Source organism: Ruminiclostridium cellobioparum subsp. termitidis CT1112 (assembly GCF_000350485.1).
In the GTDB taxonomy this organism is placed as follows: domain Bacteria; phylum Bacillota; class Clostridia; order Acetivibrionales; family DSM-1351; genus Ruminiclostridium; species Ruminiclostridium termitidis.
The window spans coordinates 76,232-90,712 of sequence record NZ_AORV01000028.1 but is presented as its reverse complement, the minus strand read 5'-3'; the positions used below and the strand labels follow the sequence as shown (position 1 = coordinate 90,712).

Here is a 14,481-nt window from a genome sequence, read left to right as displayed (position 1 = left end):
ATATTATTAATGCATAACCGGCATATAAAAATGCAGTATGCAACGGTTATAGCAGTATTTTTGCTATTATCCGCTTTTAGCATATTTGCATCAACAGCAATTCATAGGTTCCTGAGCAGAGCTGACCGGGTCCCGCAGTATTATCCGATTAAATATTGTATAAACAGTATTTTGACAGTCGAAAAACATCGACTGCTTTTTTTATGCTTTTTGGGCTTTGCCCTATTACTATCAGCTGCTTTGCTTATTAGTTATAGCAGGAATTATATAAGCAAGCTGCAGCGTATAACTCCAAAGATATACACTCCGGTTGCAGCAGGTCAGAATCAATACGGATCAGCCAGATGGATGAAGGAAAAAGATAAATCAAAAGCGTTTGCAACAACGGTTATAAATCCCAAAAATCAGGTTTTTGAAACCTTGATTGAAGCCGGCAAAGCTGAGAAAGCAATAATAAAAAAACAATGTCGTAGACGAGGAAGACTTAAAGGGTAAAAAGGTTTTTAAGTGGATATTTCAAATACTGAAATCTATATTAAAAAATATATTTAAAATCATACTTACAAAAAAAATAAGAAATAGAATCGATCAATTCAGAGATAAATTAATAAAACTATACTTTCCCGAGACATGGCAAAAGCAGGAGCAGCAAAGAATAGAAAGCGAGATTGACTTAATAGATGATTATATTACTGACGTGGAATATGAGGTGATTGAAGATACTGAAAAGAAAATCCAATCAAAGGACACCGGTTCACTTGCAGTAATGCGGCACTATAAGGAGCTTCCGGAAGTAATAGCGCTATTGCCGGCACAAAAAGGCGGAATAGTAATAGGGATGAAAAAAAAGTGGGGTGGCAAAGAGCTCATATACTATATTTCTGATGATACCCATGTGCTATGTATAGGAGCTACCCGATCAGGAAAGAGCAGAACCTTGGTAATACAGAGTATATGTAATCTTGCACTTGCCGGTGAAAGTATTGTTGCATCGGATCCCAAAGGAGAACTTTTTCAATATACCTGTGCTTTCTTGAGATGGCTTGGATATAATGTTGTGGTTCTGGACTTCAAGAATCCATTAAAGAGCGACAGATATAACCTCCTGCAGCCAGTAATTGATGCAATTGATGATGACAACATACCGGAAGCAACCGAATGTGTATGGGATCTTGTCAGTATCCTGGTAGGCGAGGCAAAAGGTGAAAAGATATGGAATAATGGTGAAGCATCTACAATAGCCTGTGCAATAATGTCTGTGGTGTATGATAACCGAGAAGGGGAAAACCGAAAGTATCAGACTTTGACCAATGTATATTATTTTATTGCAGAAATGTGCAAGCCTGTAGGCAAAAAAATGCCTATCGTTGAATATGTCAAGGAACTTCCGGATAATCATCCTGCCAAACCCCTGGTTGCAATATCAGAAATAGCTCCTGAGAGAACCAGAGGAAGTTTCTATACTGCAGCACTTACTACTTTGAAATTATTTACTTCCAGTTACATAAACGCAATGACAAAAAGTAGTGACTATAACCCGAAGGATCTGGGCCGAAAGAAGACAGCTCTGTTTTTTGTATTACCTGATGAGCGTACAACATATTACAGTATTGCATCAGTTCTGGTATTGCAGCATTACATACTGCTTGTCAATGAAAGTGATGGCAGGGGAGGGAGACTGAAAAAAAGAGTTAACTTTCTTCTTGATGAATTTGGAAACTTTGCTACAATTCCGAATTTTGATACCCTCCTAACCGTTGGTGGTGGTAGGGGAATGAGGTTTAATTTATTCCTTCAGGATTTTGCCCAACTTGAGAAAAAGTATGATGAAAAAGTTGCAAAGACCATAAAAGGAAACTGCCAGGTTTGGGATTACCTTCAGAGTGATAATCAGGATACACTTAAAGAAATATCAGAAAAGCTGGGCAAGTATACAGTATCAACTTATTCATTATCATCACAAAGCGGTAAGAATCAATCGTCACCATCATCTGCTAGTGTTAATCTGATAGGTAGAGAGTTATTGATGACGGATGAAATAAAGCGTATTACAAGGCCATACAGTCTAGTTACATCAAGAGAAGAACCAGTAATAATGTATTCTCCGGATTTATCAAAATGGCACTTTAATAAAATGCTGGGACTTGGTAGTGAAAATCACAATATAAAGGCCCGTGATTACAGGAGTAAGATCCGGCCTGAAAGGATAACAAAGAGACAAGCTGAGAAAATTGAGTTATGGAGCGAATGCTGGAAGTACTGGCAGAAAGTATGTGAGATGCTTCAGGAAACATCAGCAGGACCGGCACCGGTGAAAAGAACAATAAGAATGAACGAAGATTACTTCTGAAACAATTGGAAAAGTCACTTTTCAATGTTTGTATTAATATGGTATTTTGTGTTATATTGTAGTAAATATACTACAATATAACACAAAATCAACCATAAAATAGCTGGAAAGGAATGAATTATGAGCTTTTTTCAAGATTACTTAAAGGAAATTGGTGGAGTAACCATAATCTTATCAACTTTAATAATAATTTTTGGGTATTTATTTTCATTAGGACCTAGAGGAATATTAAATTCATTTGAAACGCATATTTTACCTCAAAACGATAAATACAATGGTATACTTGTATTAGTTTTATCTATTTCGCCAATAATACTAATTTTTATTGCAATATCATCAACGGTTAGTGATGCGGTGTTCTTTTTCGTAATCGGAGCAGTTTTTTTTATCTCATTAATAATATCTAATTATTATATAAAAAAAATAGTCTATTCTAAAGAAGAATATAATACCAAGAAAATCAAGTCGAAATTATTTATAGGACTTACTATAACTTATTTAATGGTAGTGGGTACATTTATGTTTTTTATTGTTTTAGATGGTACTCCAAGTACAATAAAGTTTTTTAAAGATCAATTTTCAGTAGAAGAACAATTTAGTAAATATGTTTCTATATCTATTATTTGTTTAAAAATACTAATATATTATTTTTACATAGCTTTAACAAGTGGGAAATTTTACTCGTTGTATTATTTGTTGGATGCAAAAAAATATATTGCTGCAGGTGAAGGAATTGTTGATATCAATAAAATTGTTTATAAAAATGATTCCAATACTTTAGAAGGTTATTTAGTTGCTGAAAATAAAAAAAGTTATTTATTTAAGCCAGATGGCTATTGCTGCATTCCAATAAATAGAGATATTGTTAAAATGATACCTATCCCAGCTGATGTAAAAAAAACACCTAATAAATAAAAACATCAATATAAATTTGGATATGAAAAAATGCTTGTTTTCATTTACAAATACTTTAAATTAAATTACTAATGTCAACTTTAGCTCTTATTCCTCCAGGAATAAGAGCTATTTTTATACCCAAAATTCAAAAAGAACGGAGAGTGAAGTATTTGGATGTAATTCTGTGTATTAACTGCAAGAAACCGATGAAAGGAGATGATAAAAAGTGGTACTGCTCATGCGGAATGACGGTTTGGAAAGTGACATCAGGAAAGTTACTTTCACCGGCACATTTAAAACAGCTCATGGAGCATGGCCAGACAGAAGAACTTATTTTTAAATCCAAAAAGAACAAGCCCTTTAAAGCCAGACTTGTCGTTAATGGAACAAGAACAGAGTTCGCCTATGATAATGGGGATGAAGATGGAGACGAATCAACAAAGTATATGGCTCTGGACAGAAAGGAGATTAGAGTCAGAGTTGAGTCTGGCCAGCCGGGCATAGTTGATTTAACTATCGAAAGTATAGACATGCCCAGGTTTTTTCAAAAAATTAATTTTGGGTTATGCTCAACCAGGGAGGCTGAGTGCATGGGGATTATAGTGGCTGCTGATTACGCTAAGTTCTATATTCCGGATTACATGGAAAAAACAATGCGTATCCAGGTCAATTCAGAGGAGTTCTCAAATTACATACTTCGTGAGACAAAGCCCAGGGATAAGGAGACTCAGTACTTTGTAAATTTTGCTTGGGAGAAGCTTGGAGTATTCAGGGCATTTGAAGCTGTTTATACACCAAAGAGGAGACGTAAAAATGAAGGCGGTAATGTATCCCGGAAGTTTCCTTTCGGTATCTTCCCATGGCTTGAGAAAATTACTGAAAACCAACATCTGGACGAGAATATCAGAGTTTTTTTACCTCATAACCCTGCCGTATACCGGCAGTTTAAGGCTTCCTTCCACACGGCGCAGCTGCTTGAAGTGGACGATGATGAGTACCTTATTTATGAAGTACCGATAGCACTTGAAAAAGCCTTAGACACCTGGTTTTCTATGGTTAAATCCACTACATTAAATATTAACATTAATGAAAATTCAATTGGAGAAGGGAGTAAACTCAATGAAAAAATTGGGGAAGAAAATTTATAGAAATACAAGAACAGTTGGAGAACAAGTTTTTAGATTATGCATGATTGCAATGATAGTGATATATACAATAGCTTTAAACAGTAATCCTGCTTTTGCAGGTGGTTTTGGTGATAGTGTATTTGCAACTGGAACGAAAAACCTTTTTAAAGACATTGGTACCTGGCTGCTGATACTGGCCCCGATTTCAGGCGGTGTTTTAGGCGTATATTTCTTCATTAGAAGGCAGGCAGCTGATGAGATGGATCAGAAAAAATGGAATGACAGAATTAAAGTTACCATTATTTCAACCCTTGGTGCAGTTTTAGTATCAACAGCAATAGTACTGATTGCATCCTACTACGGAGTAACTGTAAATACAGAAATCAAGTAAACGTTAAGCTCAAATAGAAAGGGTGTGATTTGTTGGATAAGTTACTTGAATTGCTTTGTGCACCTGTAATAAATGATAGTGCAGCATGGCTTGGAAGGATGTTTAACGATCTTGCTTTACTTTCGCTATATATAGAAAATTCAATATCAGTTATATTTGAGAGTGACACTGTCTCAGCCATGTCTCCCAATGCTGACCTGGTAAATAAAGCTGTAAACATAATGTCTACAGCCATGTCTGTACTGCAAAAAGTTTGTTTGGGAATGGCGGTTTCAATGATAATACTTAAATTCTTCAAGAAGGGTTTTGAAACTTATGTTCTCTGGACTGACGGCGATCCGGATGCTGATCCGCTGCTTTTAACTACCAATTTTTTTAAGGCTCTGGCAATGGCTATGTCATTCCCGGTTTTGTACGGATATTTGGCGGATATAACTCAAGCTTTTTCGGATAAGGTTAAAAATGCATGTACTGTAGATTCGGTATTTGATGTTGTAACAGTAATGGGATCAGGACTTTTCTATATAATTGGTTTGCTTGTAGCCCTGATTTTACTTTTGGTTCTATATCTCCAATTTGTAAAAAGGGGTGTGGAAATGTTTGTTCTCAGACTTGCTATACCAATCGGTTGCGTGGGTTTGTTGGATTCCGACCATGCCATGTACAAAGCTATGATGCAAAAACTATATCAGTGTGCGGCAACAATAGTAGTCCAGGTTGGACTGGCGCAGCTTGCATTGAGTGTAATTCTTGCAGGGCATGCGATTATAGGAATAGCGGTAGTGACCGCAGCCCTTTCTACTCCTAAATTCCTGCAGGAGTTTATGGTACCCAGCAGCAGCGGTATAAATTCAGCTACTATATACCAGGTATCAAGAATGTTCCAGATGGCAAAAGGGGTTGTTAAAAAGTAGAGGTGTACATCAATGGAAATAATTCAAGGAATATCAATATGGTTGGGGCCAGCTTGTATAACCGGCTGCACTGTCAGGGCTATATATTGCCTTATAGTGTCAAACTACAGTGAGGATGATTCGGCTATGTATAAGAAACGGGCTAAGAATGCTGTAAAGTTTGCAATAATAGCGGCGCTGGCAGAAACCATAAAGCAGCTTGCAGAGTATTACTATAACGGAGGTAGGAGTATATGACATCAGAAGAAAACAGTATTGACACCTTATACATACCGACAGGACTTAAAACACAAAAAGAGATATATTCAGGGTTTGGTAAACATGAACTTATCCAGGCAGTAATAGGAACGGCCGCTATTGCTGTTCTGGATATATTTTTTGCACTGATTATCTTCAACAATCTGCCGGTATTTATAATCGCATTGCTATTAGGTATCTTTACAAGCGTTATGTGTGTGCAGAAGGATGTAACCAATTTGTCGGTTCTTGATATGATTGTCAATCTGTACAATTACATGCGCTCACAGAAAAAATATTATTACAAGGCATTGGATGAATGGAGGTGGGATCAATGAAAATAGCAGGATTGCTGGAAAATAATGAAATCCGGAACGGTATGAATACCTTTTTAAGCAAGTTTGATATTCAGATAGCCTATGATATGGAGAATATATTAAAGAATGTAAGCAATGTGATCAACTATACGGATATTGAAGCTGTGTTGATAGATGGAGCCGCCAGGCAAAAGGATCAGCATAAAAAACTGCTGTACAACATCAGAGCGCTGCTGCCAAATGTTTTACTTATCTGGTTCTGCCGGGAAAAGGACAGAGACGAAGAGTTTGAAGCCTGGGCTTTTAGTGCGGTTAGTCTTAAAAGTGTTATATACATCAATGACAAAGGGGAAATACCCATTAACAGACTTGTTGATGTTCTCACAGAGGAGCATGAACGGCTGAGGTCCATCGAGGAAGCAAAAAAGCTGAAGGCCGAAAGTGAAAACAAATCAGTCCGGGATAAACAGCAAGTCAAGCAAAAGGTAGTTGAAAAGATAATAGAAAAGCCGGTAATAGTTGAAAAGGAAGTCATAATAGATGTACCTAAAGTTGTGAAAGGGTTGCTTAAAATAGCAACCTTTTCTGTTTCTCCTGGAGCCGGAAGTACAACCATGGCATTAAAGCTTGCCGAACATCTTTCAAAATACGGTAAGGTGGCGGTAATTGAGGTTGACGGATCTTCATCCATTCGATATGCTAAAGCACTTTCGAACTGTGAATACAGGATTTTAAAAAAATCGGAAGAACTTGGAGATGCTTTGTATGAACTATACAGATCCGGATTTAATATCATTGTTACGGATTACGGCTGCCTGTTCAAAATTAGAACTAACGGGACCATAAATGATGATGATGAGACAGCTGTTAACCGCATACTTCTAAAAGAGTTTATAAAAGCTGATGTAAAAATAGGTATGGCTTTTACAGCTCCCTGGCAGTTGGAGAAGCTTAATTTCTTTCTACCTGGTAATGCTGCCTTTGAAGGCTTATGCGGAAAAGCTCATGAGGAACTATGCTTTTTAACCGATGAGGATTCGGCAAAAGCTGAAAAGATTCTCGGAAGAATCAAATGCTTCCATAGAGAAACAGATTTAAGCGGCCTGGCTGAAATTCTATTCCCGGACATAGCAATTCCCAAGCAGAAAAAACAGCACGGCATTTTCAGTTTACTTCCAAAGATACAGGGGGCTATGAACAGATGAAACAAAAAATCAAAGGGATAGCAGGAATAGCTATAATGTTTCTGGCATTGGCTGCTACATATTTTTGGCTGACGCATGGACAGGTGCAGTTGGAATCTGTTACGCTGCTGGTTGCCCAGAAGGATATACCGAGAGGAACAGTTATAGACAATGCAAATAATTATTTTAAACCCGAAAGAATAAATATGAGTTCAGCTGTCACCGGTGCGATAAAGCCTGAAAATATAGACCAACTGAACGGCAGGATAGCGGAACAATTTATACCGGCAAATGGGCAGATAGTAACACAAACCTTCTCGGGAAACAGTGTGGTGCTGAAGGAGAATGAGTTTGTTTTTAAACTGCCGCCAACCTGGGTTTACTCCATCCCATCATCAATCCGGCGCGGTGATAAAATAAGCATCTATGAGATTGACGGGAATATAGATGGCAAACTGGACAACTCTGAGGATCAGGATATAAAGTTGGTAAAGGGAAAAACAGAGTCGATATTTAACACAACTGTTGTCTTTGTAAAGGACAGTACCAACAGAGAAGTAACAGATACAAATGGTAAGGAGCGACTTGACGGATCCTCCCAGGTATCCGCAATAGAAATTATATGTACACGGAGTGATACTCAAATACTTGAAAGCAGTGTGTTGAACGGCAAAAAGCTGATTGTTGTATATAGATAGGGAAAGGGGAAAAGGATGAATATTGTAACACTTATTACAAATGATATTGACCTTTACAATACATTTTTAAGCTATACGCTTTTTGATGAAGTCAATATTGCATCGGGCATTGATGAGAAGACGGAATACGGCAATCTGATTGTTTCTGACAGACTTTATGGAATAAATCGGCTGATAGAAATAGTTGATAACGGATTGAAGGCCGACAGGATCATATATTTATTGAGCTCCAACATGAGCAGCCAATCGGGATACAATTCCCTGGCTGCTCTTTTAAAATCACATAACATAAATGTTTTGCCCCCGAAGCTGACAGACACGCAAATACTTATGAAGTTTTGTGATCTAATCAACCTGCAGGAGAGAAAGATAAACAATGTTGCGGTTCTGTTCGGCGCCGATTCCAAGGTGGGGACAACAATAACCTCATTAGCCCTGGCTGAAAACCTGGCCGATCAAAGTGAAGGAAATGTTGCGGTATTAAATCTATCCGGACATGTGTCGTTTCCGTATGTTGACTTCTACGAGAGTAAGGGCTTGGATAGCATCAGATCAAAGGTTTTCAATAAAATCCTGTCCCAGGATGAATTAAAGGAAGCCATGGTACAAAACAGGGATTTAAAAAATCTGTATATACTTCCTCCTGGCAGAACACTGATTGACTTCAAATATTACGGAACAGATCATATTGAGTACGTTATCAATATGGCAGCGGCAATGTTTAATGTTGTAATAGTTGATGCGGGCTGGTATCCCCATAACAACCTGTATTTTGGTGCGCTCAACTCCACACCGAACAGGTACCTGGTGACAACCCAGGAAGATGCCAGTGCAAATGCCCATTTTATTATCAGACAGCAGGTTTTGGATGAGTATGGCATTACAGTTAAAAGAAATGAAGTTGATCTAAAAGTAGATCATCCCGAAAACATAATGCTTATAGTAAATAAATTCAATGGCGAGGTAAGTACAACTAATTTTGTCAAAAGTTACGACATGATATTTGCAGGTGCGCTGCCCCTTGTACCGATCTCAACTTATGAACTCCAATCCAGGAAAAAGACTCTGAGGGGCTCAAACAAATATTATGATAAGCAACTGGACAAACTGACCGGCCTGATTGCCCTGCTGATGGAATACAAGCTTACAAAAAAGAAAAAGGTAAAGGGGTTTTTCGGGATAGGAGGCCGGCATGAACAGTGAAGCTGTCGATTACAGTAAAATGAAGGAGTTTGACCTTGAAGAACTGCTGAACAGTTCCCGCAGAAAAAGAAAAAAGACTGCCGGTTACGGAGCTTTGGATAATAATTCAAAGTTCCTTTTGTTATGTTCCAGAATAAAAAACCATATTGATGAGGGCTGGCTGAAAGAGCAGAACCAGAACAATACAGAACGGCTGTTGGAAAGACACAAAAATGCTATTTTAGGAAAGGCAACAGAGGTAAATTACCTGAAGGATAAAATTCGGGAGTATCTGAAGGCCAATAAACTTGAAAACGAGCAATATCCAGCCTGGTATAAAAATCTGGTTGATGGTGTTTTTCATGAAAATTGGGGAATAGCCGGTATTGCAGAATGGATGGATATCCCTGACAGCTCTTCGGCCAAGATAATTGGTAACAGGATATTTTATTTTATCAACGGGAAACAAGTTTTAAAGGAGCAGCGAATAAGTGAAAAACGGTTTGAGCAGCTGAGACAGGCTTTGATGTTAAGGGATGAAACCAAAAGGCCCGATGAGGATTATTCTGAGTTGTATATGGAATCAGGCGAACGTGTAACTGTTTATACCGGCAAAAGGGTAGTAGAAGGTCAGTCAACCATGGTTTTCAGAAAATATATATTGAAGGTTTTGACTTTTGACGAGCAGGCCAGGCGCGGCACAATACCCTATAAATTGATACCGGCACTTGAAGCTCTTGCAAAATGCGGGGAAAGAGTTGCATTTATAGGAGCACCCCGTACGGGGAAATCTACAATATTATTAACCTGGCAGCTATATGAAGATCCGGAACTTGAAGGTGTATTAATACAGACTGATCCGGAAATACGGATTCATGAAGTTATGCCCAAAGCTCCGATTGCTTCCCTGGTTGCCTCTGGAGAAGAACTATTTAAATTGGCTTCCGAAATATTAAAGTCCGATGCTGATTACCTGGTTGTACAGGAGGTCAGAGATGGTTACACGGCATATATTGCATCCGAAGCAGGAAACAAGGGAACCAACCGGTTAAAAATAACTTCGCACCTGCAAATACCAGAAGATTTCTGTTATGACCTGGCAAATAAAATCCAGGGTGTGTTTGGTGGAAATATAGACTACCACATGGCCAGAGTTGCAAATAGCTTTAACTTTTTGTTTGAAATGGTTCAGCTGCCCAATGACAGATCACAAAAAAGGCTGAAATCAATTACAGAAATCCGGTTTGACAGTACGACTAATGAGATTAGTTATCATAGAATTTGCGAATACCAGAAGGAGACTGACAGCTGGTGCTTTAGCTGCAGTGTGGGAGACAGGGTTAAGGAAATCGGTGAATTTGAAAATGAAAAGGCTTTTGAGGTTTACAAGGATACATTGAAAGCTCTTGCTGAAAAGTATCCTATGCCCGTGGAAAAAGTAAAAACCATTAAGCTGCATTAAAAGTGTATTAAAGAGAGGTGGTGAATTAAAAAATGAAACTGAGTTTACTTGGTTCGATAATAAGGTTTATAGCACAATTCGGCTGCCTGGCACTGATGGGAACAGGAGTATGGTATGTATTCGGTAATTCCATAAAAAACATGGTAATGGAAGAACACCAGTATAGAAAGCTTGTAAAGACCATCAGTGCAAAAAAGAATCCAAAGCAAAGCATTTTCATGAAGCATATTTACAAGGTATTATCAACAGCCTTAACCCGGAACATACCAAAGTCCGGGGCACATATATTTGTCATAGGCAGCGCTGCTGTTTTTATTTTCAGTTTCCTGTCCCTGCTAAAACTTTATTCAATAATATTCAGCCTGGGGCTGGCTGCCTTCATAGCGACCTTCCCATACTGGCTGTTAAGGATAAAACTTTGGTCGGCACAAATAAACAGTTCCTATGACGGTGTTTTTCTCGTTACCAGTATCACCAACGATTATAAACAGCATTATTTTAACATGAAGAAAGCCATTGAAAAAAGTGCTGTCAGAAGTGACACGGGAAGTTATTCAATGAGAAACCTATACAGATTATCCATTGCTCTTAAATCCTATCAATCAGATGAAGAACTTGAGAATGCAATTATGCAGTTTGTGTACGCTTACAACACTGAATGGGCCGTTTTATTAGGGCTTAACATCAAAATAGCCGTACAAAGGGGATTAAATGTCAGCAGCGGCCTTGAGGATATCCATAAAAAGCTCAAGGATAGCAAGGAGCAAATCGAAGGGAGTAAAAGATACAATAGTGAAGCATTTGCAATGATAAGAGTACTGCTTATCCCACTGTACTTGGGATCTATTTATGTTGCTGTAAAAACCTTTGGTTTTTCTCTTAGAAAATTCTTTGAATACCAATTCATGAACCCTGTAGGTTTGCGAATGGGGATTATAACCTTCCTGCTTATGGCATTAAGCTTTACAGTCCTTTTTGCCATAAGGAAACCAAAATATGACTTGTAGGAGGATAGAAATGATTTTAAAGATTTTTCCTTTGGTAGTAATACTTATGATTTTTATAATTGGAGCTGTTTTGTATAAAAAATCCTTCAGGTATGAGGCCGGACTTAAATTTTCAATAGATGTAACCAGGAGGAGCTTAACAAAATATGCTGAATGGTTTAGAAAAGAGTTTACAAATACAAACGCTGATTATTTATTGAAGCAGGCAGGAATTAAAATGCCTGCTTTTTTATATCAGCTGATCAGGTATCCAATATTCTTATCGTGGCTTGCTTATATGGGCTACGAAAGATTAAGCAGGGGTATAAATGTCAATCTCCTGGTGATCCTCTGGATTCTTGCATTCATTGCAACAATGCCCTGCCAGAAATTACTGGGAGTTAAAAGTCCATTTTATATTGTGATTGAAAGAATCAGCAAAAGAAAAAAGGAAAAAAGCAATGTTGAAATATACAGATGCCTCAGTCAGTTAAAAAACATTGCCATTTCCATATCAAATAAAACGCTATCCGCAGAGTATATCATTCGTGAAATAACCAAGTTTACCAAGGCTACAAAACCTCATTTCCAAAGATTGCTGTGGTTTTGGTGTGAAGGCAGGCAAAAGGAAGGCCAGGAGTACTTTTCAAATTCCATAGGAACGGAAGCCGCTAAGTCCCTGGCCAGCCTCCTGGCTAAATTGGACTATATACCGCCGGATAAATTTATCTCACAAATCGAACTGTTTCAGAACCAGGTGGAAGAAGACAGAAAAACCGCGGTAAAAGTATCAAGGGAAGCACAAGGAAATTTTGTATTTGGGTTAGCTTTGGCTGCAGGATTTTCTATCTGTTTAAATTTCCTTGCAGTTGTTGTAGGAATAGATGGCTTCGATGTTCTCAAGCAATTGTTATTTTAACACTTCAATTACCGGGAGGAGGTGGACGCATGAAAGAAAGCAAGACTTTAATCTTAACCATAAAGTTTATAGTTGGTTTTGTAGTCGGAGCAGCCGGAGTTTCATTATATTTCTTATTAAAGTAGCAGAACAAACATAATAATATTTAAATTTGAGAGGAGATTTTTATCATGAAAGATTTTTTAGTATTACTTGCAGGACTGTTATTAGGAGTATTTTTGTTCGTAGTTGTTTGGGGAACAGGTGGTAATGACAGTTCAAGCCTGGCCGGTAAGTCGAAAACCATTTTTGACAATGTAACAACTGAAATGACCACCAAGGTTAAGCCATAAGGGGTGAGTGTGTATGAAGGACTTTCTTGTAACCATAGCGGGTATTATGCTGGGTACCATGCTGTTTGTATTAATTCTGGGCGGACCGGGTGAATCGGTTTCTTTAAAATCAGAAACGGGAAACGTAATGAAAAATACCGTTCAGCAGATGCATGAAATAAAACCATGAAATAAAACCATAATGAGATACATAGTAAGGGGTAGTAAGCAGATTTACTGCCCCTTATTAATGTTAATGGGAGAGTGAGGGGAATGAAAAATTTCTTGGCCGGTCTGGCAATCATACTATTACTGATTGTATTTCCGCTGCAATCCGTTCTCGAAATATCAAACGAACGTCGGCTGCAAAAGTTCTCGGACGTAGTATATGAAGCGGCTCAAACCGCCAGACTTGACGGATACTTCAAACAAGAGACAATAGATAGATTAAAGCAGGATTTGATAAATGAGTTTCCGGATTTATCTGAGAGCGATATATATATTAACGTAACAACTACCAGAAAATATAGAACCTATGTATTTGATGATAGAGAGACAATAAACTACGATGTCCGGATTCCAATAAGAAAAATCGTTGCAGTACCTGCCTTTTGGGGAATATCAGACAGTGATAACAAGGCAACGGCGGTACGATCCAGTTTTGTTTTAAGTGAGGTGCCGGCACCATGAAAGCATTTTTATTTGGTTTAGCAGCCTTTATATTTTCACTGTTTGTATGGCTTTTTTGCCATGATTACAACCTGAATCATATGTATTACATGCAACTCAGGACAACGACAGAAGAAGCATCTGTAGCTGCTGCAATGTTTATTGACCCCTGGGAAGAAAGTGAAGGGAGGATTGTATTTAATCAGGCTGAAGGGCATAAGGCAATAGAGGCTATAATAAAGTCAATGCTGAAGACCAACGACAGTCTTATACCGGTTGCAGAAAGCTACTGGCGGGATCAAATATCATACAACGTATACTTTTATGATGATTCCAATACTACCTATCCATATTACTTTACTGATCCAGATACCGGTTATAAATTTACAGTAAACAGGCCCTCGGTATTGGTTACAATTAATGCCGGCAAGGCAAGATATACAATTAAAGGAGTCATTGACGAAACACAAAATGTGCGAAGTGCAGCACATGAAATCGTGGGTTATTAATGCTAAAAGTAAAAGCAGGGATACTGAAAATAAATACAAATAATTCCTGTAATGCCTGAAAATGCTTGATTTCAGAGGCTTTTTATGGTAAAATATAGGTAAGAAATAAATATTATTCAATGCCAATTTTAAGGGGATTGAATGTAAAGGGTGGTAGTCATCTCTGCATCTCTTTTACAAAAGAGAAGGGAGGTGGCAGGTATGAATACTTTCGAAACAATATCTTTAATGATAATGTTCTCAATGTTTCTCATATCTTTTCTCTCCTTGATTATTACTATAATCAAGCTTATTGAGCGAAAAAAATAATCACCCTGTCTGACCCACA

At 37.9% G+C, this 14,481-nt stretch carries 19 protein-coding genes; all 19 read left to right on the top strand.

Features of this window, described 5'->3' with window-relative positions; genetic code table 11:
- Nucleotides 1-240 precede the first annotated feature (240 nt).
- The 19 genes from CTER_RS28115 (at nucleotide 241) to CTER_RS29270 (ending at nucleotide 14,462) form a co-directional block, all read left to right on the top strand.
- Nucleotides 241-495, top strand: coding sequence for a hypothetical protein (locus tag CTER_RS28115; protein ID WP_131469410.1), 255 nt, complete (start codon nucleotides 241-243; stop codon nucleotides 493-495).
- A 214-nt stretch (nucleotides 496-709) separates the two neighbouring features.
- Entirely contained in the window at nucleotides 710-2,350 is a 1,641-nt protein-coding gene (locus CTER_RS09865; protein WP_004625382.1) for a VirD4-like conjugal transfer protein, CD1115 family, read from the top strand.
- A 120-nt stretch (nucleotides 2,351-2,470) separates the two neighbouring features.
- Nucleotides 2,471-3,265 (top strand): hypothetical protein, encoded by a 795-nt coding sequence (locus tag CTER_RS09860; RefSeq protein WP_004625291.1) that lies wholly within the window; start codon nucleotides 2,471-2,473, stop codon nucleotides 3,263-3,265.
- 152 nt (nucleotides 3,266-3,417) lie between these two features.
- A complete protein-coding gene (locus CTER_RS09855) occupies nucleotides 3,418-4,395 on the top strand; it encodes a topoisomerase C-terminal repeat-containing protein (protein ID WP_004625245.1) in 978 nt (325 codons plus the stop codon).
- Nucleotides 4,367-4,765, top strand: a complete 399-nt coding sequence (locus CTER_RS09850) for a hypothetical protein (protein ID WP_004625302.1) — start codon at nucleotides 4,367-4,369, stop codon at nucleotides 4,763-4,765. The genes CTER_RS09855 and CTER_RS09850 overlap by 29 nt, the downstream gene beginning before the upstream one ends.
- Nucleotides 4,766-4,797: 32 nt before the next feature.
- Nucleotides 4,798-5,679 carry a conjugal transfer protein TrbL family protein gene (locus tag CTER_RS09845; protein WP_004625258.1) on the top strand — a complete coding sequence of 294 codons (882 nt, stop codon included), beginning with the start codon at nucleotides 4,798-4,800 and terminating at the stop codon, nucleotides 5,677-5,679.
- Nucleotides 5,680-5,691: 12 nt separating this feature from the next.
- Entirely contained in the window at nucleotides 5,692-5,916 is a 225-nt protein-coding gene (locus CTER_RS09840) for a hypothetical protein (protein WP_004625265.1), read from the top strand.
- Nucleotides 5,913-6,254 (top strand): hypothetical protein, encoded by a 342-nt coding sequence (locus CTER_RS09835; RefSeq protein ID WP_004625261.1) that lies wholly within the window; start codon nucleotides 5,913-5,915, stop codon nucleotides 6,252-6,254. Before CTER_RS09840 ends, CTER_RS09835 begins: the two co-directional genes overlap by 4 nt.
- Entirely contained in the window at nucleotides 6,251-7,438 is a 1,188-nt protein-coding gene (locus tag CTER_RS09830) for a hypothetical protein (RefSeq protein ID WP_004625343.1), read from the top strand. Before CTER_RS09835 ends, CTER_RS09830 begins: the two co-directional genes overlap by 4 nt.
- Nucleotides 7,435-8,115 (top strand): SAF domain-containing protein, encoded by a 681-nt coding sequence (locus CTER_RS09825; RefSeq protein WP_004625247.1) that lies wholly within the window; start codon nucleotides 7,435-7,437, stop codon nucleotides 8,113-8,115. The genes CTER_RS09830 and CTER_RS09825 overlap by 4 nt, the downstream gene beginning before the upstream one ends.
- Before the next feature lie 15 nt (nucleotides 8,116-8,130).
- Entirely contained in the window at nucleotides 8,131-9,318 is a 1,188-nt protein-coding gene (locus CTER_RS09820) for a CpaE/TadZ family protein (RefSeq protein ID WP_004625337.1), read from the top strand.
- Nucleotides 9,308-10,759 carry a hypothetical protein gene (locus CTER_RS09815; protein ID WP_004625367.1) on the top strand — a complete coding sequence of 484 codons (1,452 nt, stop codon included), beginning with the start codon at nucleotides 9,308-9,310 and terminating at the stop codon, nucleotides 10,757-10,759. The genes CTER_RS09820 and CTER_RS09815 overlap by 11 nt, the downstream gene beginning before the upstream one ends.
- Nucleotides 10,760-10,791: 32 nt before the next feature.
- Nucleotides 10,792-11,766 carry a hypothetical protein gene (locus CTER_RS09810; RefSeq protein WP_004625294.1) on the top strand — a complete coding sequence of 325 codons (975 nt, stop codon included), beginning with the start codon at nucleotides 10,792-10,794 and terminating at the stop codon, nucleotides 11,764-11,766.
- Between the two features lie 10 nt (nucleotides 11,767-11,776).
- Nucleotides 11,777-12,664 (top strand): hypothetical protein, encoded by an 888-nt coding sequence (locus CTER_RS09805; RefSeq protein WP_004625373.1) that lies wholly within the window; start codon nucleotides 11,777-11,779, stop codon nucleotides 12,662-12,664.
- A 170-nt stretch (nucleotides 12,665-12,834) separates the two neighbouring features.
- Nucleotides 12,835-12,996 (top strand): hypothetical protein, encoded by a 162-nt coding sequence (locus tag CTER_RS28275; RefSeq protein WP_004625363.1) that lies wholly within the window; start codon nucleotides 12,835-12,837, stop codon nucleotides 12,994-12,996.
- 13 nt (nucleotides 12,997-13,009) lie between these two features.
- Nucleotides 13,010-13,165: a hypothetical protein gene (locus CTER_RS28270; protein ID WP_004625272.1), complete on the top strand. Its 156-nt coding sequence runs from the start codon at nucleotides 13,010-13,012 to the stop codon at nucleotides 13,163-13,165.
- Between the two features lie 83 nt (nucleotides 13,166-13,248).
- The gene (locus CTER_RS09800) at nucleotides 13,249-13,665 is read left to right on the top strand and encodes a hypothetical protein (RefSeq protein ID WP_004625259.1); all 417 of its coding nucleotides are present in this window, start codon (nucleotides 13,249-13,251) and stop codon (nucleotides 13,663-13,665) included.
- Nucleotides 13,662-14,153: a hypothetical protein gene (locus tag CTER_RS09795; protein ID WP_004625377.1), complete on the top strand. Its 492-nt coding sequence runs from the start codon at nucleotides 13,662-13,664 to the stop codon at nucleotides 14,151-14,153. The genes CTER_RS09800 and CTER_RS09795 overlap by 4 nt, the downstream gene beginning before the upstream one ends.
- A 201-nt stretch (nucleotides 14,154-14,354) precedes the next feature.
- On the top strand, nucleotides 14,355-14,462 hold the full coding sequence (locus tag CTER_RS29270) for a putative holin-like toxin (protein ID WP_423219200.1): 108 nt from the start codon (nucleotides 14,355-14,357) through the stop codon (nucleotides 14,460-14,462).
- Nucleotides 14,463-14,481 lie beyond the last annotated feature (19 nt).

What these genes read in the sequence shown, in the direction of transcription:
- CTER_RS09860 (WP_004625291.1), top strand. Translation starts at nt 2,471, where the DNA reads ATGAGCTTTTTTCAAGATTACTTAAAGGAAATTGGTGGAGTAACCATA.
- CTER_RS09850 (WP_004625302.1), top strand. Translation starts at nt 4,367, where the DNA reads ATGAAAAAATTGGGGAAGAAAATTTATAGAAATACAAGAACAGTTGGA.
- CTER_RS09840 (WP_004625265.1), top strand. Translation starts at nt 5,692, where the DNA reads ATGGAAATAATTCAAGGAATATCAATATGGTTGGGGCCAGCTTGTATA.
- CTER_RS09835 (WP_004625261.1), top strand. Translation starts at nt 5,913, where the DNA reads ATGACATCAGAAGAAAACAGTATTGACACCTTATACATACCGACAGGA.
- CTER_RS09830 (WP_004625343.1), top strand. Translation starts at nt 6,251, where the DNA reads ATGAAAATAGCAGGATTGCTGGAAAATAATGAAATCCGGAACGGTATG.
- CTER_RS09825 (WP_004625247.1), top strand. Translation starts at nt 7,435, where the DNA reads ATGAAACAAAAAATCAAAGGGATAGCAGGAATAGCTATAATGTTTCTG.
- CTER_RS09820 (WP_004625337.1), top strand. Translation starts at nt 8,131, where the DNA reads ATGAATATTGTAACACTTATTACAAATGATATTGACCTTTACAATACA.
- CTER_RS09815 (WP_004625367.1), top strand. Translation starts at nt 9,308, where the DNA reads ATGAACAGTGAAGCTGTCGATTACAGTAAAATGAAGGAGTTTGACCTT.
- CTER_RS09810 (WP_004625294.1), top strand. Translation starts at nt 10,792, where the DNA reads ATGAAACTGAGTTTACTTGGTTCGATAATAAGGTTTATAGCACAATTC.
- CTER_RS09805 (WP_004625373.1), top strand. Translation starts at nt 11,777, where the DNA reads ATGATTTTAAAGATTTTTCCTTTGGTAGTAATACTTATGATTTTTATA.
- CTER_RS28275 (WP_004625363.1), top strand. Translation starts at nt 12,835, where the DNA reads ATGAAAGATTTTTTAGTATTACTTGCAGGACTGTTATTAGGAGTATTT.
- CTER_RS28270 (WP_004625272.1), top strand. Translation starts at nt 13,010, where the DNA reads ATGAAGGACTTTCTTGTAACCATAGCGGGTATTATGCTGGGTACCATG.
- CTER_RS09800 (WP_004625259.1), top strand. Translation starts at nt 13,249, where the DNA reads ATGAAAAATTTCTTGGCCGGTCTGGCAATCATACTATTACTGATTGTA.
- CTER_RS09795 (WP_004625377.1), top strand. Translation starts at nt 13,662, where the DNA reads ATGAAAGCATTTTTATTTGGTTTAGCAGCCTTTATATTTTCACTGTTT.
- CTER_RS29270 (WP_423219200.1), top strand. Translation starts at nt 14,355, where the DNA reads ATGAATACTTTCGAAACAATATCTTTAATGATAATGTTCTCAATGTTT.